This window comes from Oscillospiraceae bacterium (assembly GCA_015068525.1).
Lineage (GTDB): Bacteria > Bacillota > Clostridia > UMGS1840 > HGM11507 > SIG450.
Genome location: SVKJ01000001.1, coordinates 78,311 through 105,001, shown reverse-complemented (window position 1 = coordinate 105,001; position 26,691 = coordinate 78,311). Strand labels below are relative to the sequence as shown.

Genomic DNA, 26,691 nt, shown 5'->3' with positions numbered 1-26,691 from the left:
TATTATATAATATTAACAAACAGTTTTCATAAAATGTTTAATCTTTCATTTTAACAGGCAAATATTATTATAAAGTATTCTTTTTATGATTTTTGATTATTTTGGTTTGACAAAATGTGTCAATGATGTTATCATTAAATAAGTAAAAATTAATATGGAGGAATTTAAAATGTTAGAAAAAACAAGTTTTAAAGTTAACGCTTATAAAACAAGAAAAGAAATGGGTCTTGCAGCTGCTGAAGACTGCAAAGCAAAAATCATTGAACTTCTTTCAAAGAAAGACGAAATCAATATGATTTTCGCTGCTGCTCCATCACAAAATGAATTTTTAGAAAGTTTACTTAACTGTAAAGAAATTGATTTTACAAGAATCAATGCTTTCCACATGGATGAATATATCGGTTTACCTGAAGGTGCTCCTCAGGGATTTGGTCAGTTCTTAAAAGACAGACTTTTTGGAAAAGCACCATTCAAATCTGTTAATTACCTAAATGGTAATGCAGAAGATCCTGAAAAAGAATGTGAAAGATATTCTCAGTTACTTAAAGAAAATCCAACAGATATCGTTTGCTTAGGTATCGGCGAAAACGGTCACATTGCTTTCAATGACCCACACGTTGCATTCTTTGATGATCCTAAAATGGTTAAAATAGTTGAACTTGACAATGTTTGCCGTCAGCAACAAGTTAATGACGGATGCTTTAACCACATTGACGAAGTTCCTACTCACGCTTTAACACTTACAGTTCCAACACTTAAAAATGTTGACTGCCACATTTGTATAGTTCCTGCTCCAACAAAAGCACAAGCAGTTAAAAATACAGTTTATGGCGAAATCACTGAAAAATGCCCTGCATCAATTATGAGATTATCAAAAGATGTTAATATCTATCTTGATGCTGACAGTTCAAGTTTACTATAATTTTAAGAATTTTTTAAAAAAGTAAACAAACTTTAAAACGCACCAAAAAGTTTTCCTTTTTGGTGCGTTTTTTATGTATATAGTTTATCTCTGACGGCCTTACAGCCTTTTAATATATCACGGTATGCCGTTTCAAAATCCCCCGTGTACCAAGGGTCACTAACCTCTTTTTTCTCGCCTGTCCATTCCATTAAAAGAGAAATTTTGTTATAAGTATCCTCTCCAACAACATATCTTATATTTCTTAAGTTGTTATTATCCATACATATTATATAATCAAATTTTTCATAGTCCTCTTTTGTTATTTGCTTTGCAACCTTTCCATCACATAAAATGCCATATTCTTTTAATTTTCTTTTTGCAGGAGGATAAACAGGGTTGCCAATCTCTTCTCTGCTGGTTGCACGCGATTCTATATGAAATTCCTTGTCATCTTCTTTTACAAGGTCCTTAAATATAAATTCAGCCATAGGACTTCTGCAAATATTTCCATGACAAACAAAAAGTACTTTAATCATAATAACTCTCCTTTCTTTTTTTAATTATAACAAACTTTTAAAATATAAAAAAGATTTGAAAATCACATAATACTATGATATAATATAATGTGATTTATTACGGAGGTTTTTATATGCACCTTTTAACACATACACTGTTTCATTCTTTTTTAGACACAATTAAAATTATACCTTTTATATTTTTAATGTATCTTTTAATTGAATATTTTGAACATAAAAATAATACACATTTAAGCCACAAACTTATGAAAACCAAATTTTCAGGGCCTGTTTTCGGAGGACTTTTCGGAAGTATTCCCCAATGTGGATTTTCTGTTATTGCATCAGATTTGTATTCAAAGCGTGCGATAACTTTGGGAACTCTTATTGCAATCTTTATTGCAACAAGTGATGAGGCAATTCCGATTATACTTTCCACCCCTCAAAAGTCACACATAGTATTGGAACTTATTTTAATTAAAATAATAATAGCAATTCTTTTCGGATTTATAATAGATTTAATATATAAAAACAAAAAAGAGATAATTTGCGATAGCAGTAATGAACATCACCATTTTCACGGAAACTGCGAAAGTTGTGAAGACGGCATTATAAAATCAGCACTTATACATACTGTTAAAATATTTTTATTTGTATTTATTGCATCTTTTATTTTCAGTCTTGCAATAGAAATTACAGGCGAAGAAAAATTAACTTCTCTTTTTTTAAAGGAAAGTTTTATTCAGCCATTTATTGCGTCTTTAATAGGACTTATACCAAACTGTGCGGCATCGGTTATTTTAACACAAGGTTTTTTAAATGGAATAATTTCATTTGGATCACTTGTAGCAGGATTATGCTCGGGTGCAGGAGTCGGGCTTTTAGTATTATTTAAAAGAAACAAAAATTTAAAAGAAAATATTACTATACTTATTATTCTCATTTTAATCGGTACATTATCAGGATTTACAATTCAATATATTATATAAAAAAGCATCACATAGTGATGCTTTTTTACTTTTTCAATTTATGACTCCATCATCTTTATGATTTCCCGTTGCAATCTTGATATTATTTTTTTCTCAAGCCTTGAAATATACGACTGGCTTATTCCAAGCATATCAGCAACTTCTTTTTGAGTTTTTTCAGGACCGCTTGTTAAACCAAAACGCAAATTCATTATATTTTGCTCTCTTTGTGAAAGTTTGGATAATGCTTCTGTCAGAAGTTCCTTATCTACTTTTTCTTCAAGAGTTTTATATATAATATCATTATCCGTTCCAAGTATATCTGAAAGCAAAAGTTCATTTCCGTCCCAGTCAACATTTAACGGTTCGTCAATTGAAATTTCTGTTTTCTGATTTGATGTTTTTCTTAAATACATTAAAATTTCGTTTTCTATACATTTGGAAGCATAGGTAGCAAGTTTAATATTTTTATCGGGATTAAACGTATTTATTGCTTTTATAAGTCCTATTGTTCCTATTGATATTAAATCCTCTACATTTATCCCCGTATTTTCAAATTTTCTGGCAATATAAACTACCAGCCTTAAGTTATGCTCGATTAAATATTCTTTTGCTCCCGGAACACCGCTTTGTTTCTTTTTTAAATATTCTTCTTCTTCCAAAGGGGTAAGAGGGGGTGGCAGAATATCTGCTCCCCCAATATAGTAGAGAATATTATCAGTTTTTAAAATTTTTTTTAAAAATAAATCTACCCATTCTATAAGTTTCATATTAACCTCCTAGAGCCGATGGCTATATCTGTGGATTTAATATTGCATTAAATTCGTTATTTTCTGACAATTTATTATAAGTGACTGCAATTATAACATCCGTTATTTTTCTCTCTTTTTCCTCCTTTATGACAATATAATCAGGTTTAAATCCTTTTAAAATATCATTGGAACTTGAATTTTTATAAGGAATAAGCCTTATTTTATTTATAATTCTCCTGTTTATATTTACACAAAGATTATCATTTTCCTCTAAAAATTTTTCTAAATCTTTATTAATTATTTGTTTTATATCAGAAAAATTTACCAGTATCACAGGATACTTTGTTATAGGATCTAAAAGCAAATTACCGGTATCAAGCATACCTGATACTGTTACGCTTTTCCCATCACAAAAAATATCAACGGTTTTAATTTGCCTAAGTTTTATAGTATTTCTTTTTATAAGTTTTAGTGAAATTACAACAATAAAAGAAGACAGTACAACTCCCAGAATCACTGCAAGTAAATTATTTTCAATGTAAAAAAAACCGTTTGACATTTTAATCACTCCATACAAATTATTTAAATAACCACTTATCCCTCCAAAGAGAAATGAGATTATGTAAAAGGTAGAAACAATCTTGAAATTCAATTTTGAAAAAGTAACATAAAGGATAAAAAACGTTACAAAAATATATGTAAGAGTATTAAAAACAAAAGATTTTTCAAAAGCAAATATTCCGTATATTCCGCCTATTAAAGCACCTGATAAAATTTTAAAAATATTTCTTTTTAGAAATAATGTTTTAGCAGTTGAATAAAGTATTATATAATCAATTGCAAAGTTTATTAAAAACATCATATCCCAGTATACCGTCACTTAAGTCACCTCACACGATATATTATAATACTTTACATAAATAAAAAATGTCGAAACATTGTATGAAAATACAAAAATGTTTCGACATTTCTTTAGGGGCTTTTAAAAAACTCCAGACAGCAACCAGTAGGGAACGACCTATGTGTCGTTCTGATAATAACATTCTATTTAATAATATTCTTAAAATATGTAATTTTAGAAATCACAGTTATAATAACAACAGTTATAATAAGTTCAATACCCATATAAGAACCGTTATATATAAGAGAGTATAAGAAAGCACTTTGACCTTCAGGCGCATAAACATTCCATATAAGAATCCCTGACAAAAAGTGACAAACAAATCTTAAAAACACAACAACAAATGTTCCTGTTATAAGTTTTGCTGTTTTATTTTTTATAAATGCACTAAAAGTTTTTCCTAAGCCAAGCACTGTATACGCAACTACATAATCTAACATTATTACTAAAAAATAATAGTAAAAATTTTGGGTAGGCGGTGCGGCAATACCTCCGATTAACATTTGTATAAGTGAATAACAAAATGCAGAACAAATCCCCCATTTTGCATTTAAAACAAATGATATAAGTATAACAGGTACCATACTTCCTAAAGTTACCGAACCACCGTTTGCAAGTTCTATTATCTTAAAAAAAGACAGTGCCGAAGAAAGAGCAATCATAACCGCCGCTCTTGTTAAATTAAATGTTTTTTGTTCCATAATTTTTCCCCTTTCTTATTAACATATCTGTTTAGTTAAAACAAGGAATAACCCAATTAAATTTCACAAAAAAACCACAGGTAACAAGACCTGTGGTATATTATGCGCATACAAAATATTCCCTACGTTGGCATTATCCAAATCAGGTTACGGGTCGAAGTCAAACCTTCCTCTCAGCCTGAGTAAAACTCATTAAGGCTCCCCTTGTTGACATCATTATATTATAAAATGAAAAAAATGTCAATATTTATTTTATTTCATAGTTTCCTTTAACCATAATTACAACATTGGTTATTGCCTTAAATCCTCTTCCGTCATCTCTTGGAATGATAAGAAGATGATTTGCCGGCATATCATAGCCGGTTGACAAATCCCCTGCCATTGTTACATCAGAAAGTCCTCCGAGTTCCGAGCCAAGTACTTCGGCTTTACCTTGCCTTAAAATCACTTCGCACCCACTTTTACCGATAAAAGTCTTACCTTGTTCTATTGAAACAACTTCAAAGGAAGAGCCGCCTTTATTTGCATCTATGTAGTCTTTTACTTCCTGCATAAATACATCATTTAAATAACTTTCGGTAATAAGAGGATCGTCAGTTCCTATTACTGTTAAAAAACTTAACGACAGAACTAATATAAAACCCAGTGTCAACAATATTTTCTTTTTCATTTTTCCCGCTCCTTAGTTAATTTACATAAGACCGAAGCTTATACTTAAAGCATCGCTTACCTTATACATATAGTCATCATTAAGATGCCCAATTCGTTCCCTTAATCGTTTTTTATCAATAGTTCTTACCTGTTCGGCTAAGATAACCGAATCTTTAGGTAATCCAAATGTTTCTGCATCTATCTCAATATGAGTTGGCAGTTTTGCCTTATTTATTTTGCTTGTTATCGCCGCTGCGATTACAGTTGGACTGTATTTATTGCCCACATCATTCTGAACTATAACTACCGGCCGTATTCCGCCTTGTTCAGAGCCTATTACAGGGCTTAAATCGGCATAATAAATATCTCCACGTTTGATTTGCAAATTTATTCACACTCCGTCAAATACTGCTCTGTTACTTTAAGAGCATCTTCATCTGCCTCCAAACACATCTTTGCAAACCCCAAATTTATATCGCCCATCTTAAGATATCCTTCTTTTAATTCATTCTTTTTAAAAGTATATCTTACTTTTTTAAAAAGCGCATCGGTTACTTCTTTTTTTATATCAATATTTAATTTTTTTAATTCGTCATATAATGATTTAGGTATTTCAATTTCGATTTTTTCTAATGATTTCAATGTTATCTCCTCCCTTTATTTTTTTAGAGATAATTCTTTGTAAAATCATTATACTATTTTTTATACATATAGTCAAACATCAAAATTTACCTTTTTTGCTCATTATCGACAAAATATACCCTTTCAACACGTTTACCTATATCACACAAAATTTCATAACTTATAGTTCCAAGTTTTTTTGCCATATCGTCTGCGGTAATCTCACATTTGCCGCTCTTTCCTATTAATATAACATCATCGCCCTTTTTAACATTTGCAATTCCTGTTATATCAACTATAATCTGATCCATACAAACTCTGCCCGTAATCGGTGCTTTTTTCCCGTTTATTAAAACATAGAAATCATTTGAAAGGTTTCTTCTGTATCCGTCTGCATAGCCTACTGAAACTACGGCAAGTTTTGTACCTTTTAAAACCTTTTTTGTTCTGCCGTAACTTACAGTAACATCAGATGAAACTTCGCGTATCTGAGAAATTTTCGCTTTCCATGTAAGAAACGGCTTAATGCCAGGTAAGACATTTTTTAAATGCTCTTCGGGATAATACCCATATAGTATAATTCCACATCGTACCATATCAAGATGCTTATCTTTACAAGCAATTACACCTGCGCTGTTGCAAGTATGCTTTATCGGAATTTCAATGCCTTTTTTATTAAGAGCACCTAAAACATTCAGGTACAGTTCCTGCTGTCTGTCACAAAAATCCAAGTCCTCGTTGTCAGAATCGGCAAAATGAGTAAATATACCCTCAACTTCGATATTGGAAAGATTATTTATTTTTTCGATTTCTTTAACAGTTTCATAACAAGATGAAGCATCAAATCCAAGCCTTGTCATTCCTGTATCAAGTTTAATATGAACTTTTAAAATTTTGTTAATACTTTTAAGGTGTTGATTTAAAATATCTGGAAATTCAAAATCATAAACGGTAGGGATAAGGTCATACCTGATTACTTCATCAATATCCTTAAAGTCAATATAAGAAAGAACAAGTATCGGTTTTTTTATTCCTGCTTTTCTTAGTTTGATACCTTCTTGTAAACATGCAACAGCAAAATGGTCGACTTCATTTTCTTCGCATATTTTTGCAAGTTCTATAGCACCATGCCCATAGGCATCTGCTTTTATAACTGCAAGAAGTTTAACGCTTTTTCCAATATGTTCTCTTATAATTTTAAGATTATTTTTAAAAATATCCAGATTGACTTCAACCCATGTTCTTGACCTATGAAAATCCATTTCAACTTTCACCCTTATTATAATTTACTTATTTTTTCTTAATTATAACAAATTTAACTAAAAATTTGTTTTAAAGCCTCAGGAATATACTGCGTTATGTCCGAAGCAATTAAACCATATTCCGTTTTATTAAGTGATGCCAAATCACCTGAAAGTCCGTGAATATAAGCACCTAAACTTGCAGCATCAAAAGTACTAAGTCCCTGTGCAAGCAGACCTGCAATTATTCCGGATAATACATCTCCTGAACCTGCAGTAGCCATTCCGGAGTTACCTGTAGGATTTATTCTTATATTACCGTCAGTTCCTCCAACAAATGTTGATGCACCTTTAAGAAGTATAACTGAATTAAATTCCTTAGCAAACTTTGAAGTTAAATACATTCTGTTTAAATTTATTTCCTCTGTATCCATATTTATAAGTTTGGAGAATTCCCCTGTGTGAGGAGTTAAAACTGCAGAGCATTTTTTATTTTTGATTAACTCTTTATTTAAAGCCAGATATCCGATACTGCCGGCATCAAACACAACAGGCTTTGAAAATTTTTGAGTTATCTGTTTTATTATATGCTTTTTCTTTAAATCCTGGCAATACCCCATTCCGACTGCAATAGCATCAAGTTTATCAAAATAATTTGCAATTTCGCTTTCTTTTACCACTATTGCTTCAGTTAATTTACAAGATACAATAGAAAAAATTTCGTCAGGAACAAACACGTATAAAAGTCCTGCTCCTATTCTTAGCGCTGCCATAGCAGATAAACACACCGAGCCTGCCATACCATAACTTCCGCCAACTATTCCTACCTTACCATAATCTCCTTTATGTGAATCAGGCTTTCTTTTCGGTAAAAGTGTTCTTACAGTTTCTGAATCTGTAAGATGGTTCTTAAATACAAGTTCATTTACACATTCATAAGGTATGCCAATATCCAGAACTTTTTTCTGCCCCACATAAGATTTTGCAGGGTATACATTAAGCCCGACTTTATCAAGTGCCAAAGTATATGTATAATCTGCTTTAATAGCACTTTTTGAAACCTTACCCGTATCAGCACTCACGCCGCTTGGCACATCTACTGATACAACTGTATTTTTAAGATTTGAAATTCTATCAATTGCTTCTTTAATATTTCCTTTAGGTTCTCCTGTTAAAGATATTCCTAAAAGAGCATCAACAACAACTGAATTTTCAGGTACTTGTTCAGTAAAATCCTTAAATTCCACCCCACAGTTTAAGGCATCATGATATTTTTCCAAAACGACCTCGTTAAACTCATCTTCCTTACAGGTTAAATATACGCGCACATTATTCCCATCACATTTTAAGTATCTGGAAAGAACGATGCCATCTCCCCCGTTATTTCCTTTTCCGCAAAATATAGAAAAGTCATTTCCAAGATTATCTTTTTTTATTTCCTCAAATATACTTTTACCTGCATTTTCCATAAGAGTGGATACGGGAATATTATATTTTTCACTTGCCAGTTTATCAAGTTGTTTAATATGTGCTGATAAGGCTAAATACATAACTATACCTCTATTTTATATTTTTGTTGTAGATTTTAAAAGCATCTGTCATTTTACTTGTTGGATTAAATATTAAAAGCATTCTGTCACCATGTTTGTTATAAAATGTCGCATAACATCTGTTAATACTATCCTTTCCGATACTTGCATCTAAAACTACTTTAAATTCTCTTTTTCTTTTAAAGATACTATTATCTTCAACCTGTCCGAATTCGTCAAAATTCTTAACGGATACAGTAACAAGCCTTTTCCTCGACCTTTTGGCAACAATTCTGTCAACATCAAGTTCATCATTTGTAAGTATATATTCATATTCTACACTGAGTTTTTTATGTACAAACCATACACCAAAAAACAAAAGTGCAATTAAAAAGCCTGAAAGTTGCATTACAACAGGACTGGTAATAGCAACTAAAAATACTCCGACAGAAAGAACAGATGCAAGTGTATATAAGAATATGAGTAAAACTATTTTTCCAAAAGTATATTTTTTTCTAATAATAAATTCCAAATAAGTATCCATTATATTCTCCTATTTCATCGTAAGTGAAATTCTTCCTTTTTCCACATCGACACTTAAAACCTTAACTTTAACAATATCTCCGACAGAAAGAACTTCTGATGGATGTTTTATATATTTATCGCAAATTTGCGAGATATGCAAAAGCCCGTCATGGTGTACTCCTAAATCAACAAAGGCACCAAAATCTATAACGTTTCTTACAGTACCTGTAAGAAGCATATCAGGTTTTAAATCTTTAATATCTAAAAGGTCAGAACGAAGTTCAGGTTTTGGAGCAGAATCTCTGATATCTCTTCCCGGTTTTTTAAGTTCTGAAATTATATCAGTTAAAGTCGGCAAACCTATATTTAATTCTTCGCATATTTTTGATTTATTATATTCTTCTGCCTTTTTTTCTATATCATTAAGATTGCCTATATCGTCTTTTGAATATCCTAAAATATCCAAAAGTTTAAGTGCCGCATCATAACTTTCAGGGTGAACAGATGTATTATCTAAAATATTCTTTCCACCCGATATTCTTAAGAATCCTGCACACTGCAAAAATGCTTTTTCGCCAAGTTTCGGAACTTTTAAAAGTTCTTTTCTTGTTTTAAATTCTCCGTTTTCTTCTCTGTATGTTAAAATGTTTTTAGCAACTGTTGAATTTATACCCGATATGAATGATAAAAGTGACGGAGAGGCAGTATTTACATCTACCCCAACCGAGTTAACACAGTTTTCAACAACACCTTTTAGTGATTCTGAAAGTCTTTTCTGATTCATATCGTGCTGATACTGACCAACACCTATGGCTTTCGGGTCAATTTTAACAAGTTCGGCAAGTGGGTCTTGAAGTCTTCTTGCAATTGAAACTGCACTTCTTAGTGCAACATCAAATTCAGGAAACTCTTCTGCACCGAGTTTTGATGCTGAATATACTGATGCTCCCGCTTCGGATACAACTATATAGTAAACTTCCTTATCGGTTTCTTTAATAAGGTCAGCAACAAAAATTTCAGATTCTTTTGATGCAGTACCGTTACCGATTGATATTAAATCTACATCATATTTTTTAATAAGAGAAAGAATTTTCTTTTTTGCTTCCTCTACTTTATTCTGAGGCGGTGTCGGATAGATAACGCAGGTATCTAAAACTTTACCTGTTTTGTCAATAACTGCTATTTTACAGCCTGTCCTGTATGCAGGGTCTAAACCTAATATTGTTTTACCTTTAAAAGGTGCCTGCATAAGAAGATTTTTAAGATTAACAGCAAAAACTTTTATCGCATCTTCCTGTGCTTTTTCGGTTAAGTAATTTCTCATTTCCCTTTCAACTGACGGGAAAATAAGTCTTTTATAAGCATCGTCACACGCTTCTTTTACATAAGAATATCCAATACTACCTGTATTTACAATAATTTCGTTATATATAAGTTCAAGTGCATTTTCTTCAGGGACAGTTATTTTAACAGTTAAAACGCCTTCGTTTTCCCCTCTGTCCATAGCAAGAACTCTGTGATTAGCAACTCTTAAAACAGGCTCTTTATAGTCATAATACATTTCGTATACTGAATTTTCTTCTTTTGAATTCTTACTTTCAATAAGCCCATTTTTTAATATAAGACTTCTCAATTTCTTTCTTATTTCTGCATTGTCAGAAACGTTTTCAGCGATAATATGCATTGCTCCCTCTAATGCGTCTTGGGCTGTTAAAACTTCTTTTTCTTCGTCTATATAATCTTTGGCAATTTCCAAAATATCTCCTTCAAATATATTCTGAAGATAAATTTTAATTGCGAGAGGCTCTAAACCTTTTTCTTTTGCGATTGTTGCTTTTGTTCTCTTTTTAGGTTTATAGGGTCTATATATATCCTCAACCTCAGTAAGAGTTTTAGCGTTATTTATGTTTAAAACAAGTTCGTCAGTAAGTTGCCCCTGTTCATCTATAAGACGGATAACCTCTTCTTTTCTTGTGGTTAAGTTTCTAAGATATGTAAGCCTGTCAAAAAGTTCTCTTAAAAGCTGGTCATCTAAAGAACCTGTTTTTTCCTTTCTATACCTTGCTATAAAAGGAATGGTACATCCTTCGTCAATAAGTGCGACAGTGTTTTCAACCTGCCATAAGTTAATTTTAAATTCTTCTGCCAAAACTTTTGTAATATCCATTTTATATTTCCTTTCCTTTTATATTTCGTTTCCCTTAATCAATTCTATTTCTTCATTTGTAAGTTCCCTGTACTTACCAAGTTCTAAATTATCGTCTAATATAAGATTGCCGATAATAATTCTTTTTAAATATATAACTTGGTTATTTACTGCTTCAAACATTCTTTTAACCTGATGGAACTTTCCCTCATATAAATCTATAAGACATTTATCTTCGCAAAGCCTGATAACTTTTGCCTCTTTGGTTAAATATCCGTCATCAAGGGTAACGCCTTTTTCTAAGTTCATAATATCTTCTTCACTTAATTTATCCCTTAAGTGAACTAAATATCTTTTTCTTACATGACATTTCGGACCTGTTATAAAATGGTTAAGGTCTCCGTCATCCGTTAAAAAGACAAAACCTTCGGTATCTATATCAAGCCGTCCTGCAGGTGCAACTCTTTTTTTAATAAGAGGGTCGTCTATTAAATCAAGAACTGTTTTATTATAATTATCTTCAGTTGCTGTTACATATCCTTTAGGTTTATTAAGCATAATATATAAGTTTTTCTTAAAAGTCACTTCTTCACCCATAAAAGTTACAACATCTTTCGTTTCATCAACTTTAAAAGACGTATCTTTTATAACCATTCCGTTAACAGTTACTGAACCTTTTTTAATAATCTTTGAAAGTTCACTCCTTGACCCTTTTCCCATATTGGATAAATATTTATCAATACGTATCATTTTATTACCTTTCAAACATATATTTTCTTACCTTTTATAATATCAAATTTTATGTAATAAGTCAAATAAAAAGGGCAAGATTTTATATATCTTTACCCATTTATAGTTTAATTATTTACAAAACTTATCTATATAATTTTCTATCGCCTTATCAATAATTTCAAGTGATGTTTTATAATCACTTACTTCGTTTACTGCTGTTTCCTTATTTTCTAAATTTTTATAAACTGCAAAGAAATGGCTCATTTCATCAAAAACGTGTTTTGGCAGTTCGTCAATATCCTTATAGATATTATAATAAGGGTCATTAAACGGAATAGCAATAATTTTTTCATCATTTCTTCCGTTATCTATCATAGATATAACTCCAATAGGATATGCACGGACTAAAGTCATAGGTTCAATTGTTTCAGAGCAAAGAAGAAGGACATCAAGCGGGTCATTATCATCTCCGTAAGTTCTTGGAATAAAACCGTAATTTGCAGGGTAATGAGTGGATGTATGCAAAATTCTGTCAAGCAGTAAGTAACCTGTTTCTTTATCAAGCTCATATTTCTTTTTGCTACCTTTTGAAATTTCTATAACACAGATAAAATCCTCTGCGTTTATTCTCTTTGGTGAAATATCGTGCCATATATTTGACATTAAAAAACCTTCTCCTTTTTTAACATAATTTAATTATTATAAATATTATATTTCCTTTATCCCAAAAAAATATCAACTTTTAGTTGATATTTTTTTACTTAATATAATCACAAGCAGCAAGGGCAGCAATTGCGCCATCAGATGCAGCTGTTGCAACCTGACGTATTCTTTTTGTTCTGCAATCTCCTGCGACAAAAATTCCGTCACGGTTTGTTTTGCAGTCTTCACTTGCTTCAACGTAACCCCAGTCATTAAGTTTTAGTGTATCTTTAAAAATTTCATTCTGAGGAATTAATCCGACAGCAATAAACATTCCGTCAATATCCAAAGTTGTTTCTTCGCCTGTTGCTTCTTTTTTTATAATTATACCTTTTATATCTTTATCTGCAATAATTTTACTTACGGTAACACCTAAAATAATTTCAACATTCTCTTTTTTCTCAAGTTGTTCTGCTAATTTCTTTTCGCCTGTAAGAAAATCAAGGTTTTGCACTATATAAACTTTTTTGCAGGTTTCAGATAAAAGAACTGCTTCCTGAAGTGCAGAATTACCTCCGCCTATTACTGCAACAGTTTTATCTTCATAAAATGCGCCGTCACAAACTGCACAAAAAGAAATTCCGTTACCAATAAATTCTTCTTCTTTTTCAATTCCTAAAAGTCTATGCTTTGTACCTGTTGCAATAATTACAGATTTTGCGTAAAAATCTCCCTCATCGGTTTTTACAGTTTTTATATCTTCGTCTATAATACCTAACGCTTCACAACATTCAACGTCAAGTCCTAAGTTCATAGCCTGTTCTATAAGTTTTTCGGCAAATTCATTTCCCGTTACACTTACAAAACCCGGTATATTTTCAACTTTAGGAGAAGATGTAATCTGCCCGCCAAAAGTACCTTTTTCAATAACAAGCACTTTTTTTCCTGCACGAAGACCGTACACAGCGGCGGTAAGCCCTGCAGGGCCACCGCCGATTATTATAATATCATATATATTCATACTATCACGCCTTTAAAAATTTCTTGATATCTGAAACCCCTGCATACTTTGAAACATTTCCGTTTTCTATATGAACAAGAGTCGGAGCCTGTTTAACTTCAAGTTCGGTTGCAAACTCTTTATTTTCATCGGCTAAAAGTTTCAAGTATGAAATTCCCGCTTTATCAAGGAATGTTGATGCCATTTTACAGTTAGGACAAGTTGCAGTAGTAAAGAGGTAGTAACCGTCATTTTTTGATACACTGTTATTTTCTTCTTTTACTGACTGTTCTTCTTTTTTTGCGCCTTTAAACTGTGAATTTTCTATATCGTATACTTTTCTTTCAGAATATTCCTGACTCTTACCGTCATTCCAGTTCTGAACAGGACGATAATATCCTGTAATACGGCTGTATACTTCCGTCGTTTCCCCACATTCAGGGCATTTATATTCTTCCCCTGCAATATATCCGTGATTTTTACATACTGAATATGTTGGAGAAAGTGTATAATATGGAAGTGAATAGTTCTCAGCAATTTTTCTTACCAAATTTGCCGCTGCTTTCCAGTCAGGAAGTTTTTCTCCTAAGAATGCATGGAATACTGTTCCTGATGTATAAAGTGTCTGAAGTTCGTCCTGAATATCAAGGGCTGTGAATATATCTTCTGTATATCCAACAGGCAGATGTGAAGAGTTTGTATAATAAGGCTTGTCCTTATCCCCTGCTGTTATAATACTTGGATAATGTTTAAGGTCGTGTTTGGCAAGACGATATGCAGTAGATTCTGCAGGTGTTGCCTCTAAGTTATAAAGGTCGCCATATTCTTCCTGATAGTCAGAAAGTCTTTCTCTCATATGATTTAACACGTCTTTAGTAAACTTTTGCGCTTTTTCTTCAGTAAGATTTGCTTTAAGCCATTTAGCATTAAGGCATGCTTCATTCATACCAACAAGACCAATAGTTGAGAAATGATTATCAAATGTGCCAAGATAACGTTTTGTATATGGATACAGTCCTGAATCAAGAAGTTTGCTGATAACAGTTCTTTTAACTTTTAATGAACGAGCAGCAATATCCATCATATGATCAAGGCGTTTATAAAAATCTGTTTCATTTTCTGCCACAAATGCAATTCTTGGCATATTAATTGTAACAACACCGACTGAACCTGTAGATTCGCCACTTCCGAAGAAACCGCCTGATTTCTTTCTTAATTCACGTAGGTCAAGTCTTAAACGGCAACACATACTCCTTACATCGCTTGGTTCCATATCAGAGTTGATATAGTTTGAAAAATACGGTGTACCGTATTTAGATGTCATCTCAAATAACAGACGGTTATTTTCTGTATCAGACCAGTCAAAATCTCTTGTTATGGAATAAGTAGGAATAGGATACTGGAATCCTCTGCCGTTAGCATCGCCGTCAATCATAACTTCGATAAAGGCTTTGTTAATCATATCCATTTCTTTCTGACAGTCTTTATATTTAAAGTCCATTTCTTTTCCGCCAACTATACAGTTAAGTTCTGATAAGTCGTTAGGAACTACCCAATCAAGAGTAATATTGGAAAATGGTGCCTGCGTACCCCATCTGCTTGGTGTATTTACACCATATATAAATGATTCAATACATTTTTTAACCTGATTATAACTTAAGTTATCCACCTTAACAAAAGGTGCAAGATATGTATCAAATGATGAAAACGCCTGTGCTCCTGCCCATTCGTTCTGCATTATTCCAAGAAAGTTAACCATTTGATTACACAGTGTAGCAAGATGGCTCGCAGGAGAAGATGTAATTTTACCTGAAACTCCGCCTAAACCTTCCTGAATTAACTGTTTTAAAGACCAACCTGCACAATAACCTGTAAGCATAGATAAATCGTGAATATGAATATCAGCATTTCTATGTGCTTCTCCGATTTCGCTGTCATAAATTTCGGATAACCAATAGTTAGCAGTAATAGCACCTGAATTGCTTAAAATAAGCCCGCCGACTGAATATGTAACTGTTGAATTTTCTTTAACTCTCCAGTCATTTATTTTCAAATAGTTGTCCACAATTGCTTTATAGTCAACCATTGTGGCATTAATGTTACGAATTTTTTCTCTCTGGCGTCTGTATATAATATATGCTTTTGCAACATCATCATAGCCTGCTTTAATAAGCACGGATTCAACACTGTCCTGAATATGTTCAACTTCAATATGACCATCTTCAATTTTAGGTTCAAATTCCGCAGTTACTTTTAAAGCCAAAAAATCAATTATATCTTTATTATACTGTTTCTGACAAGCATCAAACGCCTGATATATGGCTGTGCTTATCTTAGAAAGATCAAAATCAACTATCTTTCCGTCTCTTTTAATAACATTATACATAATACCCCTCCTAATCGAACTGAATTCATTCTACCACATATATATTGTGTTGTCAATAGCAAAAACACTATATATATTATTTTTTTATCGTATTTTTACTGTGGGAACAAATTTTTGCGCTCGTTGAGCCATTTGTTCTAATTCATCTTCGCTTACAGGTGTTAAATTATTTGAAAATACGTTTCCTGAATCGACAAAATTCTGAATAAAATATCTTTTTGCACCAGAAATTCTCATAGAAATTTTCTCTAAATCTATGGGTGTATGGAATTCTTTTGTAACAGTCGTTCTAAATTCATAATCTACTTTATCTGACAGTAAAAAATCAATACTTTTCTCAATTAAGTTATAATAAAAATTGACACCTGCAGTTTCAAAGTATTTTTCAGGCACATTTTTTATATCCATTGCAACATAGTCAACAAGCCCTTTTCCAACCAAACCTATAAGTTTATCAGGATAACTTCCGTTAGTATCAATTTTAATTTTATATCCCAATTTTTTTACTTTAACAAGAAATTCTTCTATATCGTGCATTAAAGGTTCTCCGCCTGATATCACTATACCATCAAGTACATTCTTTCTTTTTTCTAAAAATGAAAGAATTTCCTCTTCTTTATATGTTTCACATTTTCCCTCTACTAAAAGTGAATTGTGACAAAACGGACATCGGAAATTACAGCCTTTTGTAAATACAATACAGGCAACCTGACCGGGAAAGTCAAGCACTGTTAATTTTTGAAAACCGCCAAATTCCATAAAATTACCTCCATACAATGATGAATTCATTATACAATAAAAAAGGGGATGTTAAAAAACTCCAGACCGCAAAAAGTAGCAAGCGGCCTATGTGTCGTTCCGATAAAAACAACACATTGTAAATAACATAAAATATTATTTTGTAACAAGGTAAAGATTTTTTAAAAAATCTTTGGAATTTATACTTTTTGCTATAAACGAATTTAGCCGCTCGACATACTTAGTACGCCTTCGGGTGACCCAAAATGAAGGATTTTGGCTAAATTCGTTCATTCTGAAGCTTTTTTCCTATCCCCAAAATAGAGGGTGTTTAAAAATTTAGTTTTTAAACACCCTCCTTTTCATTTATTAAACTACTTATAATTTATTTCTTTGAATTTTTCCGCTTACCGTTTTTGGCAGACTGTCTTTAAATTCAACAATTCTCGGATATTTATAAGGAGCAGTTTTTTCTTTAACGTAGGTCTGGATTTCCTTTTTAAGTTCTTCTGACGGTGTTGTTCCGTTAACAAGCACGATACTTGCTTTTACAATCTGCCCTCTTATTTCATCAGGAACAGCAGAAACACCACATTCTAAAACATAAGGAAGTTCCATAATAACACTTTCAATTTCAAATGGACCTATACGATATCCTGAAGATTTAATAACATCATCCACTCTGCCCACATACCAGTAGTATCCGTCTTCATCGCGCCATGCGACATCTCCTGTATGATAATATCCGTCATGCCATACTTCTTTGGTTTTTTCTTCGTCACCATAGTAGCCTGTGAATAAACCGCAAGGAGCACCGTCTTTAACATTAATTACGATTTCTCCTGATTCACTTGTTGCTACCTCATTGCCGTCTGCATCGTGAAGTTCTACCTTATATATAGGTGCAGGTTTACCCATCGCACCGATTTTATGAGGTTTGCCTACAAGATTACCGATAATCATTGTACTTTCAGTCTGACCGAAACCTTCTTTTATTCGAAGTCCTGTAGCCTTTTTAAATTGACGGTAAACTTCAGGGTTAAGCGCTTCCCCTGCAGTTGTCATATGCTTAACTGATGAAAAATCATATTTGGATATATCCTGCTTAATCATCATTCTAAGCATTGTAGGCGGTGCGCAGAATGTTGTTATCTGATATTTTGCAAACATTGGAAGAATTTCTGCTGCATCGAATCTGTCAAAATCATATACAAAAGTTGCCGCTTCGCATAGCCACTGACCATATAGTTTACCCCACATAGCCTTTGCCCATCCTGTATCGGATATTGTAAAATGAAGTCCGTCAGGATCAACATTATGCCAGTACTTTGCAGTATGGAAATGGCCAAGAGGATATTTATAATTATGGGTTGCGATTTTTGGATATCCTGATGTGCCTGATGTGAAGTACATAAGCATTGTATCATTACCACATGGAGAGTCTTCGTTACGGTCAAAGTGAGTGCTGAATCTCTTAAACTCTTCATCAAAGTTTCTCCAGCCCTCTTTAGTTCCTCCAACCATAATTTTATTTATTACCTGTGGGCATTTTTCTATAGCTAAATCAACATGGTCTGAAATTTCGCCATCGTGAGTACAAACAATTGAAGATACTCCTGCTGAATCAAAACGATAAGTTAAATCATGCTCGTGCAGTTGGTCAACTGCAGGAATTGCAATCGCACCAAGTTTATTAAGGCCAAGCATTGCAATCCAGAACTGATAATGACGCTTTAATATGAGCATTACCCTGTCTCCCTTTTTAATTCCAAGGGATGCAAAATAATTTGCACATTGATTTGAAAGTTTTCTCATATCTGTAAAAGTAAATCGTCTTTCAGTTTTATCTTTACTAATATGCAACATTGCAAGTTTATCAGGCTCACGCCTTGAGAGTTCGTCAACAAGGTCAAAAGCAAAGTTAAACTTATCTTCGTTCTTAAAGGTAATTGAGGTAGGAGTTCCCTGCTCGTCCTCAACTATATCTATGTATTTATGATATACTCTGTCTTTAGTATCCCTGTGAACAGTTCCTATAATTTGTTCAGGTGTTACCTCCTCAGAATTTGCATCTTCTGCTATACTGCCATCACCTTTTAATACTATCGCATAAAAAGTACAGTCTTTTCCGTTAACTGCAATCATACCGTGTGGCGTATCACTGTTATAATAAATACTGTCACCAGGGCCAAGAACTTCTTTATGTTCCCCAACCTGAACCATGAGGTGACCTTCAATTACTATATCACATTCCTGACCTGTATGTGTTGTAAGTTCAATATCTTTATTTTGTGCCTGTTCGTCAAATTTACTTACAACAAATAAAGGCTCGGCAATTCTGTTTTTGAATGCATAAGCAAGGTTATGGTAAACCATACCATGCGCTTTTGCAATTTGTTGCCCCATTCCTGAACGTGTTACAGTATAAGATTTAAGATTAGGACTTATACCTTCAATAATATCGGTAACGTTTACGCCAAAAACAGATGCACAACGGTAAATAAAAGCAAAGTTAAGATCTGCCTCTCCGTTTTCACATTTTAAATATTCGTCAACCGTAACGCCTGTTTTCTCAGCCATATAGGACGGTGTATAATTTTCAATTTCACGAAGCTCTTTTATTCTTTGAGCCATCTCTTTAATTTTCTCGTTGATTTTAATATCCTGCATAGAAAATTTCTCCTTTTATGTGAGGCATAAAAAAACCCGCCTCAAAGTAAATTTGAAACTTTGAGACGAGTAAATAAATTACCCGCGGTACCACTCAAATTGCGATTTAAAAACCGCCTCTTAAGGTCAATCAACCTTTATGCATTCACGCAGCAATAACGGAAAGGTTCTACTTGTAATAATACTTTCTTCCTTTCGGCTCAGAAGCTACAAACTTAAAAACTCATTTATGACTTGCACCAACCGTCATTTCTCTTTAAAACTCTATTTTTAAGCCCTCTTCGTCAACGCCTTTATATTAATATACTATATTTTATTTATTTTGTCAAGTTTTTATTTTAACATCATATCTTAAAATAAGCACTCATATAATTTATAGAGATCTATTTTGGAGGGATTTTTAGTGAAAGGTAATATTGAAGAACGCGCTCTTAATATTGCAAAATACATAGTAGATAATAAACAGACAGTACGAAATGCTGCAAAGGTTTTTAATATAAGTAAAAGCACGGTTCACAAAGATTTGACAGAGCGTCTAAAAAAAATAAACAGGCAGTTATACCTGTCTGCACGAGATGTTCTTGATTTAAATAAAGCAGAAAGGCATTTAAGAGGCGGCGAGGCTACCAGAAAAAAGTACAAATAACTCTAAATCTATTGACATTGATATGATTTTCAATTAAAATAGATAGGTAAAGGTGGTTATATTATGGCTAATGATAAAAAATTTGTTGAAGAAATAACATCTATGGATGTTGATTTTGCAAAATGGTATACAGATATTGTAAAAAAAGCGGATCTTATTGAATATACATCAGTTAAAGGTTGTTGTGTTATAAGACCATACGCTTATGCCATTTGGGAAAATATAAAAAGTGTTTTAGACTCAATGTTTAAAGATACAGGGCATGAAAATATTTATATGCCGATGTTTATTCCTGAAAGTTTACTTCAAAAGGAAAAAGACCATGTTGAAGGATTTGCTCCCGAAGTTGCATGGGTTACACATGGTGGAACTGAAAAGTTACAGGAAAGATTATGTGTAAGACCTACTTCCGAAACACTTTTTTGCGAACATTATAAAAATATTATACAATCTCACAGAGATTTACCAAAATTATACAATCAATGGTGCTCAGTTGTAAGATGGGAAAAAACAACAAGACCATTTCTTCGTTCTGCAGAATTTTTATGGCAGGAAGGTCATACAGCTCATGCAACGAAGGAAGAGGCACAGGAAGAAACAATTAAAATGCTCAATGTATATGCAAAGTTCTTAGAAGAATATCTTGCTATCCCTGTTGTTAAAGGAAGAAAAACTGACAAGGAAAAATTTGCAGGTGCAGTTGCTACTTACACTATTGAAAGTTTAATGCATGATGGTAAAGCACTTCAATCTGGAACAAGTCACAATTTTGGTGACGGATTTGCAAAAGCATTCGGTATTGAATACACAGATAAAGACAATAAGAAACAAAATGTATTTCAGACTTCATGGGGTGTTACTACAAGACTTATTGGTGCAATCATTATGGTTCACGGGGATGACAGTGGTTTGGTTCTTCCTCCTAAAATTGCTCCGACTCAACTTGTTATAGTACCTGTTGCTATGCATAAAGAAGGAGTTTTAGATAAGGCAAATGAACTGAAAGACAAGTTATCATCTTCTTTCAAAGTTAAGATTGACTCATCAGATAAATCTCCCGGATGGAAATTCTCGGAATATGAAATGAAAGGTGTTCCTCTTCGTCTTGAAATCGGCCCTAAAGATATTGAAAACAACCAGTGTGTTTTAGTAAGACGTGATACAAGAGAAAAAGTATTTGTTTCACTTGATGAGCTTTCAGATAAAGTTCAGCAAATTTTAGATGATATTCAGAATTCTCTGTTTGAAAAAGCACTTAAACACAGGGAAGAAAACACAAGCGTTGCCTTAAATTATGACGAATTTAAGAAGGTTGTTTCTGAAAAACCAGGTTTTGTCAAAGCAATGTGGTGTGGAGATGTAGAATGTGAAAATAAAATCAAGGAAGACACTACTGCCACTGCAAGATGTATGCCATTTGACCAGGAAGAATTAGCAGATACCTGTGTATGCTGCGGAAAAAAAGCCAAATCAATGGTATATTGGGGAAAAGCGTATTAAAAAAAGTTATATGTTTTAACACAAAAATAAACCTATGAAAAATATCATAGGTTTATTTTTTCTATTAAATCTTTTAATACTGTTTATTATTCTTCAGTTTTTTCTTCTTTAACTTCTTCTTTTGTTTCAGGTTTTGGTAAAGCATCTTTTCTTGAAAGATTTACTCTTCCCATCTTGTCAATTTCAATAACTTTAACAACGATTTCGTCACCTACATTAACAACATCTGTTACTTTGTTAACACGTTTAAAATCAAGTTTTGAAATGTGACAAAGGCCTTCTTTATTAGGAAGAACTTCAACAAAAGCACCGAAATCCATAATTCTTGTAACTTTACCTGTATAAACTTCGCCAACTTCTATTTCTTTAACAATGCCTTCAATTATTTTAACTGCTTTATTTCCTGATTCGGTATCATTAGCAGCGATAAATACTCTTCCGTCATCTTCAATATCAATTTTAACACCTGTATCAGCAATAATTTTCTGAATCACTTTACCGCCTGAGCCGATAACATCTCTGATTTTATCAACATCAATCTGCATTGTCATAATTTTTGGTGCATATTTTGAAAGTTCAGGTCTTACTTCAGGAATTGCTTTTAACATTACTTCGTCTAAAATGTAGTATCTTGCTTTCTTGGTTTTTTCAAGTGCTTCTTTTATTATTTCCATTGTTAAACCATCAACTTTGATATCAACCTGAATAGCAGTAATACCTTTTTTAGTACCACCTACTTTAAAGTCCATATCTCCGTAAAAGTCTTCTAAGCCCTGAATATCTACCATTGTTGCAAAACCGTTATCATCAGTAATAAGACCGCACGATATACCTGCAACAGGAGCAGTAATCGGAACACCTGCAGCCATTAATGCTAAAGTAGATCCACAGATACTTCCCTGAGAAGTTGAACCATTTGAAGATAAAACTTCAGATACAACTCTTATAGAATATGGGAACACATCTTCGGAAGGAATAACAGGTTCTAACGCTCTTTCAGCTAAAGCACCGTGACCTACTTCACGTCTTCCCGGACCACGTGATGGTTTTGTTTCCCCTACTGAATAACTTGGGAAGTTATAGTGATGGATGTATCTTTTTGAACTTTCTTCGTCAATTCCGTCTAATTTCTGCATATCGGATAAAAGTCCCAATGTTACTATAGAAAGAACCTGAGTCTGACCACGGGTAAACATACCTGAGCCGTGAGGACGAGGAAGAAGGTCAACTTCTGCAGACAGAGGTCTTATTTCATCCATTCCTCTGCCGTCAACTCTTTTTCTTTCATCTTTTAACCATGCTCTTACTATTTTCTTTTGAAGTTTATACATTACTTCGCCGATTTCAGCTTCAATGATTTCTTCGTATTTTTCTTTAAATGCTTCAACTGCTGCATCGGTAATTACGCCGATTGCTTTATCTCTTTCTGATTTTTCGATAATAACAAGTGCTTTTTTAACATCTTCTGCAAATTTTTTCTCAACATCATCAAATAAATCATGGTTAACATCGATTGATTCATATGAGAACTTTTCTTTACCGATTTCTTTTGCTATCATATCGATAAAGTCGCACATCTTCTTAATTTCTTCATGAGCGATTTCGATTGCTTTTAGCATATCTTCTTCGCTTACTTCTTTAGCGCCTGCTTCAATCATAACAATTTTTTCTCTTGATGCGGCAACTGTTAAATTAAGAGTAGAAATTTCTCTTTGTGCGCTTGTTGGATTTATTACGAATTCCCCGTCACATATACCCATATTAACTGCACCGATTGGTCCGTTAAACGGAATATCCGAAATTGCAACTGCAAGTGCTGCACCGTTCATAGCGGCAATTTCAGGAGAGTTATCCTGTTCAACACTCATAACTGTTGCAACGATGGAAACATCGTTTCTTAAGTCTTTAGGAAATAGTGGACGCATCGGTCTGTCAATAAGTCTTGATGTAAGAATTGCTTTGTCAGTAGGTTTTCCTTCTCTTTTCATAAAAGAACCAGGAATTTTACCAACTGAATATAATCTTTCTTCAAAGTCAACGTTAAGAGGGAAGAAATCAATTCCTTCTCTTGGTTTTTGTGATGCAGTTACATTTACTAAAACTGCAGTTTCCCCATATCTTACAAGACATGAGCCGTTTGACAATCCTGCCATTTTACCTGTTTCAACAATAAAAGGACGCCCTGCCAATGTTGTTTCATAAACTTTAAACATATTTTTCTCCTTTCGGGAGTTTGGGTTTTAGCAGTTAGATATATATTCTTTTTTTAAAACACATATCTAATTGCTATAACCCTATCTTCTCCCCTGTAAATTTTTAAATATTATTAAAGGGGCATATTTGCCCCTTTAAAACTACTTTCTGATGTTCAACTTTTCAATGATTGCTCTGTATCTTTCAATATCTTTTTTCATAAGATAAGATAAAAGATTTTTTCTTTTACCAACCATCATTAAAAGACCTCTTCTTGAGTGGTGGTCTTTTTTGTGAGTTTTAAGATGCTCTGTTAAATGATTGATTCTTTCAGTTAATATAGCAATCTGAACTTCCGGAGAACCTGTATCACCGTCTTTTAATTGATAAGTTGTGATAAGTTCCTGCTTTCTTTCTTTAAGCATAATAATTTACCTCCTTTTTATATTTATCAGATATCTTAGTAAAGGGTCAAAGGTGTGCGGAAATTATCCGCTTTATCCCAAAGTGCAGTAATACTGCACTAAACCAAGAATATCGACCATAGAACATTTTACCATAACATTTTAGGTTTGTCAATTTATTTTTTCTCTAAATTTAAAGAATTTTTCATAAACTAAACCTTGTTCCCATGTTCCTCCCATATTGTAGGTTTCCTTAATAATTTCTGTTAAAATTTCATGAGCGCAATTTGCAGAGTCGAGAATGTTTTTACCGCCTAAATACTCGCCTAAAACAAGTGAAGAAAACACATCTCCTGCTCCGCAATACTCACCTTTTACATATTCACATTCCACTATTTCCATTTCGCCAAGTTCTGAAACTATCATACAGTTTTTATCATCAATGGGGGCAGATGTTATAATTATTTTATTTGCTATTCCCATTGCATTTATCCTGTCTATAAGTGTTCGTGCATTTTCTCTTGTGATTTTTTCTTTATAAGGAAGATTTGCAAGAAAACAGGCTTCCGTATAATTAGGTGTTATAATATCTGCATACAGGCATAATTCTCTCATTTTTTTCACTGTATTATTATCAAAATATGTATATAACTTTCCGTCATCGCCTAAAACAGGATCAATAAGAATAAGGTTTCCTTTAATTTTGTTTTCTATAATAAATTGTTTTACAGTTTCCATCTGCTCCACTGTTGGAATATAGCCTGTGAAAACTGCATCAAATTCTACATTTAGATTTTTAAGCTTTTCTATTATATCTTTTGTTGTATAAGATAAATCAAAATTTGCAGGTTCCAAAAAACCTGTATGATATGAAAGATATGATGTAACAATGGGGCAAACTTCATAACCCATTGAAGATAAGGTCGGTATTACTGCAGTCAAAGAACATTTACCGAATGTTGACAGATCGTTAACGGCTGCAATTCGTTTTAATAATTTTTTCATTTATTTCTTTCCTTTTTTATAAAAAATCTATTTCCATTATTTATTTTAATATAAAACTTTTTAAAAAACAATAATAAATTAAAAAAAAGAGTGAGAAAATTATGAGTTTTATCCCCTTTTATGATTATTTACTTATAAACAAGAAAGATATTTTAGAAGAAAAAAACGAAACTGTAAGAAAAAATCGTGATTTAATCCTTTTTAATCTTATAAACGGAGAAAGTATTTTTTCAAAAGATAACTCTCTTGTATTATTTACTGACGCAAAAGAAAAATACAAAAGTTTATTTTACGATATTTTAAATGCCAGACATTCTGTGAATATTGAATATTTTATAATCAGAAATGACAGGCTTGGAAGAGATTTTATAAATCTGCTTTGCAAGAAAGCCAAAGAAGGTGTAAAAGTAAACCTTTTATATGACGAACTGGGAAGTTTTAAGACAACAATGAGAATGTTCAGACCACTTATAGAAGCAGGAGGAAATGTTTGCAGATTTTTAGGACCTATAGGTGTACTGAGGGTAAATAACAGAAATCACAGGAAAATAGCAATTATAGATGGTAAAATCGGTTATATAGGAGGAATGAACATCGGGCTTGAATACATGGGACTAAAAAAACCCTCTCCATGGAGAGATACCCATTTAAAAATTACAGGTTCTTCTGTTTATTCCCTTCAGGCAAGATTTTTAAATGACCTTGTAAACACCAATAAAGGACTAAGTAAAGAAAATTACAATTCTTTTTTCCCCGAATATAATTTTTGCGGCAACAAATGTATGCAGATTATTTCCTCAAATCCTGAAACAAAAAAAGAGGAAATTAAACTTTCCTTTCTTAAAATGATAAATAATGCCAAAAAAAGCATCTATATACAAACACCTTATTTCGTTCCTGATAATTCTTTAAAAGCAAGTCTTAAAATGGCATCGCTGTCAGGAGTTGATGTAAGGATTATGATACCGGGAAAACCTGACAAAAAATATATTTATTATATAACTTTGTCGCATATTGAAGAACTTTTAAAATGCGGAGTAAAATTTTATATTCACGATGGATTTTTACATTCTAAAACTATTATTACTGATTGTGAAATTACATCAATAGGAACGAGCAATTTTGATATAAGAAGTTTTTCATTAAACTATGAGGTTAATGCATTTATTTATGATAAAGATTTTGCACTAACAAACATAAACGCCTTTTTAAAAGATGTTGAAAAAAGCACTTCTTTAACATATGAAAGTTTTTTAAAAAGAAGTTTTTTAAAAAAACTTTGTGAAAAAGTGCTTAAAATATTTTCACCGTTTGCATAGCA

General features: G+C 32.6%; 25 protein-coding genes and 1 riboswitch. Of the genes, 5 read left to right on the top strand and 20 right to left on the bottom strand.

The annotated features are described in order from the left end of the window. The first annotated feature begins 154 nt into the window (after nucleotides 1-154). Nucleotides 155-922, top strand: coding sequence for a glucosamine-6-phosphate deaminase (locus E7419_00390; protein ID MBE7013648.1), 768 nt, complete (start codon nucleotides 155-157; stop codon nucleotides 920-922). 71 nt (nucleotides 923-993) lie between these two features. On the opposite strand, the gene E7419_00385 is transcribed toward E7419_00390, so the two are convergent. Further along, the gene (locus tag E7419_00385) at nucleotides 994-1,440 is read right to left on the bottom strand and encodes a low molecular weight phosphotyrosine protein phosphatase (GenBank protein MBE7013647.1); all 447 of its coding nucleotides are present in this window, start codon (nucleotides 1,438-1,440) and stop codon (nucleotides 994-996) included. A 113-nt stretch (nucleotides 1,441-1,553) separates the two neighbouring features. On the opposite strand from E7419_00385, the gene E7419_00380 reads away from it, so the two are divergent. Further along, nucleotides 1,554-2,408 (top strand): hypothetical protein, encoded by an 855-nt coding sequence (locus tag E7419_00380; protein MBE7013646.1) that lies wholly within the window; start codon nucleotides 1,554-1,556, stop codon nucleotides 2,406-2,408. A 38-nt stretch (nucleotides 2,409-2,446) separates the two neighbouring features. On the opposite strand, the gene sigE is transcribed toward E7419_00380, so the two are convergent. From sigE to E7419_00300, 16 genes are all read right to left on the bottom strand, one after another. After that, nucleotides 2,447-3,157 carry an RNA polymerase sporulation sigma factor SigE gene (sigE, locus tag E7419_00375; GenBank protein ID MBE7013645.1) on the bottom strand — a complete coding sequence of 237 codons (711 nt, stop codon included), beginning with the start codon at nucleotides 3,155-3,157 and terminating at the stop codon, nucleotides 2,447-2,449. A 22-nt stretch (nucleotides 3,158-3,179) separates the two neighbouring features. Next, on the bottom strand, nucleotides 3,180-4,019 hold the full coding sequence (locus E7419_00370) for a hypothetical protein (GenBank protein MBE7013644.1): 840 nt from the start codon (nucleotides 4,017-4,019) through the stop codon (nucleotides 3,180-3,182). 164 nt (nucleotides 4,020-4,183) lie between these two features. Continuing rightward, a complete protein-coding gene (gene thiT, locus E7419_00365) occupies nucleotides 4,184-4,741 on the bottom strand; it encodes an energy-coupled thiamine transporter ThiT (protein MBE7013643.1) in 558 nt (185 codons plus the stop codon). Between the two features lie 101 nt (nucleotides 4,742-4,842). Beyond that, a riboswitch (TPP riboswitch) is annotated at nucleotides 4,843-4,956 on the bottom strand. A gap of 32 nt (nucleotides 4,957-4,988) precedes the next feature. After that, on the bottom strand, nucleotides 4,989-5,411 hold the full coding sequence (locus E7419_00360; GenBank protein MBE7013642.1) for a hypothetical protein: 423 nt from the start codon (nucleotides 5,409-5,411) through the stop codon (nucleotides 4,989-4,991). 21 nt (nucleotides 5,412-5,432) lie between these two features. Next, nucleotides 5,433-5,777 (bottom strand): type II toxin-antitoxin system PemK/MazF family toxin, encoded by a 345-nt coding sequence (locus tag E7419_00355; protein ID MBE7013641.1) that lies wholly within the window; start codon nucleotides 5,775-5,777, stop codon nucleotides 5,433-5,435. 2 nt (nucleotides 5,778-5,779) lie between these two features. Further along, nucleotides 5,780-6,034 (bottom strand): hypothetical protein, encoded by a 255-nt coding sequence (locus E7419_00350; GenBank protein ID MBE7013640.1) that lies wholly within the window; start codon nucleotides 6,032-6,034, stop codon nucleotides 5,780-5,782. 86 nt (nucleotides 6,035-6,120) lie between these two features. Next, nucleotides 6,121-7,275: an alanine racemase gene (alr, locus tag E7419_00345; protein MBE7013639.1), complete on the bottom strand. Its 1,155-nt coding sequence runs from the start codon at nucleotides 7,273-7,275 to the stop codon at nucleotides 6,121-6,123. 53 nt (nucleotides 7,276-7,328) lie between these two features. Further along, nucleotides 7,329-8,804, bottom strand: a complete 1,476-nt coding sequence (locus E7419_00340) for an NAD(P)H-hydrate dehydratase (GenBank protein ID MBE7013638.1) — start codon at nucleotides 8,802-8,804, stop codon at nucleotides 7,329-7,331. Between the two features lie 10 nt (nucleotides 8,805-8,814). Continuing rightward, nucleotides 8,815-9,327 (bottom strand): hypothetical protein, encoded by a 513-nt coding sequence (locus E7419_00335; GenBank protein ID MBE7013637.1) that lies wholly within the window; start codon nucleotides 9,325-9,327, stop codon nucleotides 8,815-8,817. A gap of 9 nt (nucleotides 9,328-9,336) precedes the next feature. Further along, nucleotides 9,337-11,475, bottom strand: a complete 2,139-nt coding sequence (locus E7419_00330) for an RNA-binding transcriptional accessory protein (GenBank protein MBE7013636.1) — start codon at nucleotides 11,473-11,475, stop codon at nucleotides 9,337-9,339. 18 nt (nucleotides 11,476-11,493) lie between these two features. Continuing rightward, entirely contained in the window at nucleotides 11,494-12,204 is a 711-nt protein-coding gene (locus E7419_00325) for an rRNA pseudouridine synthase (GenBank protein MBE7013635.1), read from the bottom strand. 111 nt (nucleotides 12,205-12,315) lie between these two features. Continuing rightward, a complete protein-coding gene (locus E7419_00320; protein MBE7013634.1) occupies nucleotides 12,316-12,849 on the bottom strand; it encodes an inorganic diphosphatase in 534 nt (177 codons plus the stop codon). A 94-nt stretch (nucleotides 12,850-12,943) separates the two neighbouring features. Beyond that, on the bottom strand, nucleotides 12,944-13,843 hold the full coding sequence (locus E7419_00315) for an FAD-dependent oxidoreductase (GenBank protein MBE7013633.1): 900 nt from the start codon (nucleotides 13,841-13,843) through the stop codon (nucleotides 12,944-12,946). Between the two features lie 10 nt (nucleotides 13,844-13,853). Beyond that, a complete protein-coding gene (locus E7419_00310; GenBank protein ID MBE7013632.1) occupies nucleotides 13,854-16,214 on the bottom strand; it encodes a ribonucleoside triphosphate reductase in 2,361 nt (786 codons plus the stop codon). 84 nt (nucleotides 16,215-16,298) lie between these two features. Further along, nucleotides 16,299-16,973 carry an anaerobic ribonucleoside-triphosphate reductase activating protein gene (locus tag E7419_00305; GenBank protein ID MBE7013631.1) on the bottom strand — a complete coding sequence of 225 codons (675 nt, stop codon included), beginning with the start codon at nucleotides 16,971-16,973 and terminating at the stop codon, nucleotides 16,299-16,301. 357 nt (nucleotides 16,974-17,330) lie between these two features. Next, nucleotides 17,331-19,622 carry a cupin domain-containing protein gene (locus E7419_00300; GenBank protein ID MBE7013630.1) on the bottom strand — a complete coding sequence of 764 codons (2,292 nt, stop codon included), beginning with the start codon at nucleotides 19,620-19,622 and terminating at the stop codon, nucleotides 17,331-17,333. Between the two features lie 403 nt (nucleotides 19,623-20,025). On the opposite strand from E7419_00300, the gene spoIIID reads away from it, so the two are divergent. Both spoIIID and E7419_00290 read left to right on the top strand, forming a co-directional pair. Continuing rightward, nucleotides 20,026-20,268 (top strand): sporulation transcriptional regulator SpoIIID, encoded by a 243-nt coding sequence (gene spoIIID, locus E7419_00295; GenBank protein MBE7013629.1) that lies wholly within the window; start codon nucleotides 20,026-20,028, stop codon nucleotides 20,266-20,268. Between the two features lie 63 nt (nucleotides 20,269-20,331). After that, the gene (locus tag E7419_00290) at nucleotides 20,332-21,768 is read left to right on the top strand and encodes a proline--tRNA ligase (GenBank protein MBE7013628.1); all 1,437 of its coding nucleotides are present in this window, start codon (nucleotides 20,332-20,334) and stop codon (nucleotides 21,766-21,768) included. Between the two features lie 86 nt (nucleotides 21,769-21,854). Here the strand turns inward: E7419_00290 and E7419_00285 are convergent, their stop codons facing one another. From E7419_00285 to E7419_00275, 3 genes are all read right to left on the bottom strand, one after another. Continuing rightward, nucleotides 21,855-23,981: a polyribonucleotide nucleotidyltransferase gene (locus E7419_00285; protein ID MBE7013627.1), complete on the bottom strand. Its 2,127-nt coding sequence runs from the start codon at nucleotides 23,979-23,981 to the stop codon at nucleotides 21,855-21,857. A 141-nt stretch (nucleotides 23,982-24,122) separates the two neighbouring features. Further along, complete coding sequence (gene rpsO / locus E7419_00280; GenBank protein ID MBE7013626.1) at nucleotides 24,123-24,386, bottom strand: 30S ribosomal protein S15; 264 nt, start codon at nucleotides 24,384-24,386, stop codon at nucleotides 24,123-24,125. A gap of 150 nt (nucleotides 24,387-24,536) precedes the next feature. Then, nucleotides 24,537-25,370, bottom strand: a complete 834-nt coding sequence (locus E7419_00275; protein ID MBE7013625.1) for a pyridoxamine kinase — start codon at nucleotides 25,368-25,370, stop codon at nucleotides 24,537-24,539. A 101-nt stretch (nucleotides 25,371-25,471) separates the two neighbouring features. Between E7419_00275 and cls the strand changes: the two genes are divergently transcribed. Next, a complete protein-coding gene (gene cls, locus E7419_00270) occupies nucleotides 25,472-26,689 on the top strand; it encodes a cardiolipin synthase (GenBank protein MBE7013624.1) in 1,218 nt (405 codons plus the stop codon). Nucleotides 26,690-26,691: the final 2 nt, after the last annotated feature.

What these genes read in the sequence shown, in the direction of transcription:
- E7419_00390 (MBE7013648.1), top strand. Translation starts at nt 155, where the DNA reads ATGGAGGAATTTAAAATGTTAGAAAAAACAAGTTTTAAAGTTAACGCT.
- E7419_00385 (MBE7013647.1), bottom strand. Translation starts at nt 1,440, where the DNA reads ATGATTAAAGTACTTTTTGTTTGTCATGGAAATATTTGCAGAAGTCCT.
- E7419_00380 (MBE7013646.1), top strand. Translation starts at nt 1,554, where the DNA reads ATGCACCTTTTAACACATACACTGTTTCATTCTTTTTTAGACACAATT.
- sigE (MBE7013645.1), bottom strand. Translation starts at nt 3,157, where the DNA reads ATGAAACTTATAGAATGGGTAGATTTATTTTTAAAAAAAATTTTAAAA.
- thiT (MBE7013643.1), bottom strand. Translation starts at nt 4,741, where the DNA reads ATGGAACAAAAAACATTTAATTTAACAAGAGCGGCGGTTATGATTGCT.
- E7419_00360 (MBE7013642.1), bottom strand. Translation starts at nt 5,411, where the DNA reads ATGAAAAAGAAAATATTGTTGACACTGGGTTTTATATTAGTTCTGTCG.
- alr (MBE7013639.1), bottom strand. Translation starts at nt 7,275, where the DNA reads ATGGATTTTCATAGGTCAAGAACATGGGTTGAAGTCAATCTGGATATT.
- E7419_00340 (MBE7013638.1), bottom strand. Translation starts at nt 8,804, where the DNA reads ATGTATTTAGCCTTATCAGCACATATTAAACAACTTGATAAACTGGCA.
- E7419_00335 (MBE7013637.1), bottom strand. Translation starts at nt 9,327, where the DNA reads ATGGATACTTATTTGGAATTTATTATTAGAAAAAAATATACTTTTGGA.
- E7419_00330 (MBE7013636.1), bottom strand. Translation starts at nt 11,475, where the DNA reads ATGGATATTACAAAAGTTTTGGCAGAAGAATTTAAAATTAACTTATGG.
- E7419_00325 (MBE7013635.1), bottom strand. Translation starts at nt 12,204, where the DNA reads ATGATACGTATTGATAAATATTTATCCAATATGGGAAAAGGGTCAAGG.
- E7419_00320 (MBE7013634.1), bottom strand. Translation starts at nt 12,849, where the DNA reads ATGTCAAATATATGGCACGATATTTCACCAAAGAGAATAAACGCAGAG.
- E7419_00310 (MBE7013632.1), bottom strand. Translation starts at nt 16,214, where the DNA reads ATGTATAATGTTATTAAAAGAGACGGAAAGATAGTTGATTTTGATCTT.
- E7419_00305 (MBE7013631.1), bottom strand. Translation starts at nt 16,973, where the DNA reads ATGGAATTTGGCGGTTTTCAAAAATTAACAGTGCTTGACTTTCCCGGT.
- E7419_00300 (MBE7013630.1), bottom strand. Translation starts at nt 19,622, where the DNA reads ATGCAGGATATTAAAATCAACGAGAAAATTAAAGAGATGGCTCAAAGA.
- E7419_00290 (MBE7013628.1), top strand. Translation starts at nt 20,332, where the DNA reads ATGGCTAATGATAAAAAATTTGTTGAAGAAATAACATCTATGGATGTT.
- E7419_00285 (MBE7013627.1), bottom strand. Translation starts at nt 23,981, where the DNA reads ATGTTTAAAGTTTATGAAACAACATTGGCAGGGCGTCCTTTTATTGTT.
- rpsO (MBE7013626.1), bottom strand. Translation starts at nt 24,386, where the DNA reads ATGCTTAAAGAAAGAAAGCAGGAACTTATCACAACTTATCAATTAAAA.
- E7419_00275 (MBE7013625.1), bottom strand. Translation starts at nt 25,370, where the DNA reads ATGAAAAAATTATTAAAACGAATTGCAGCCGTTAACGATCTGTCAACA.
- cls (MBE7013624.1), top strand. Translation starts at nt 25,472, where the DNA reads ATGAGTTTTATCCCCTTTTATGATTATTTACTTATAAACAAGAAAGAT.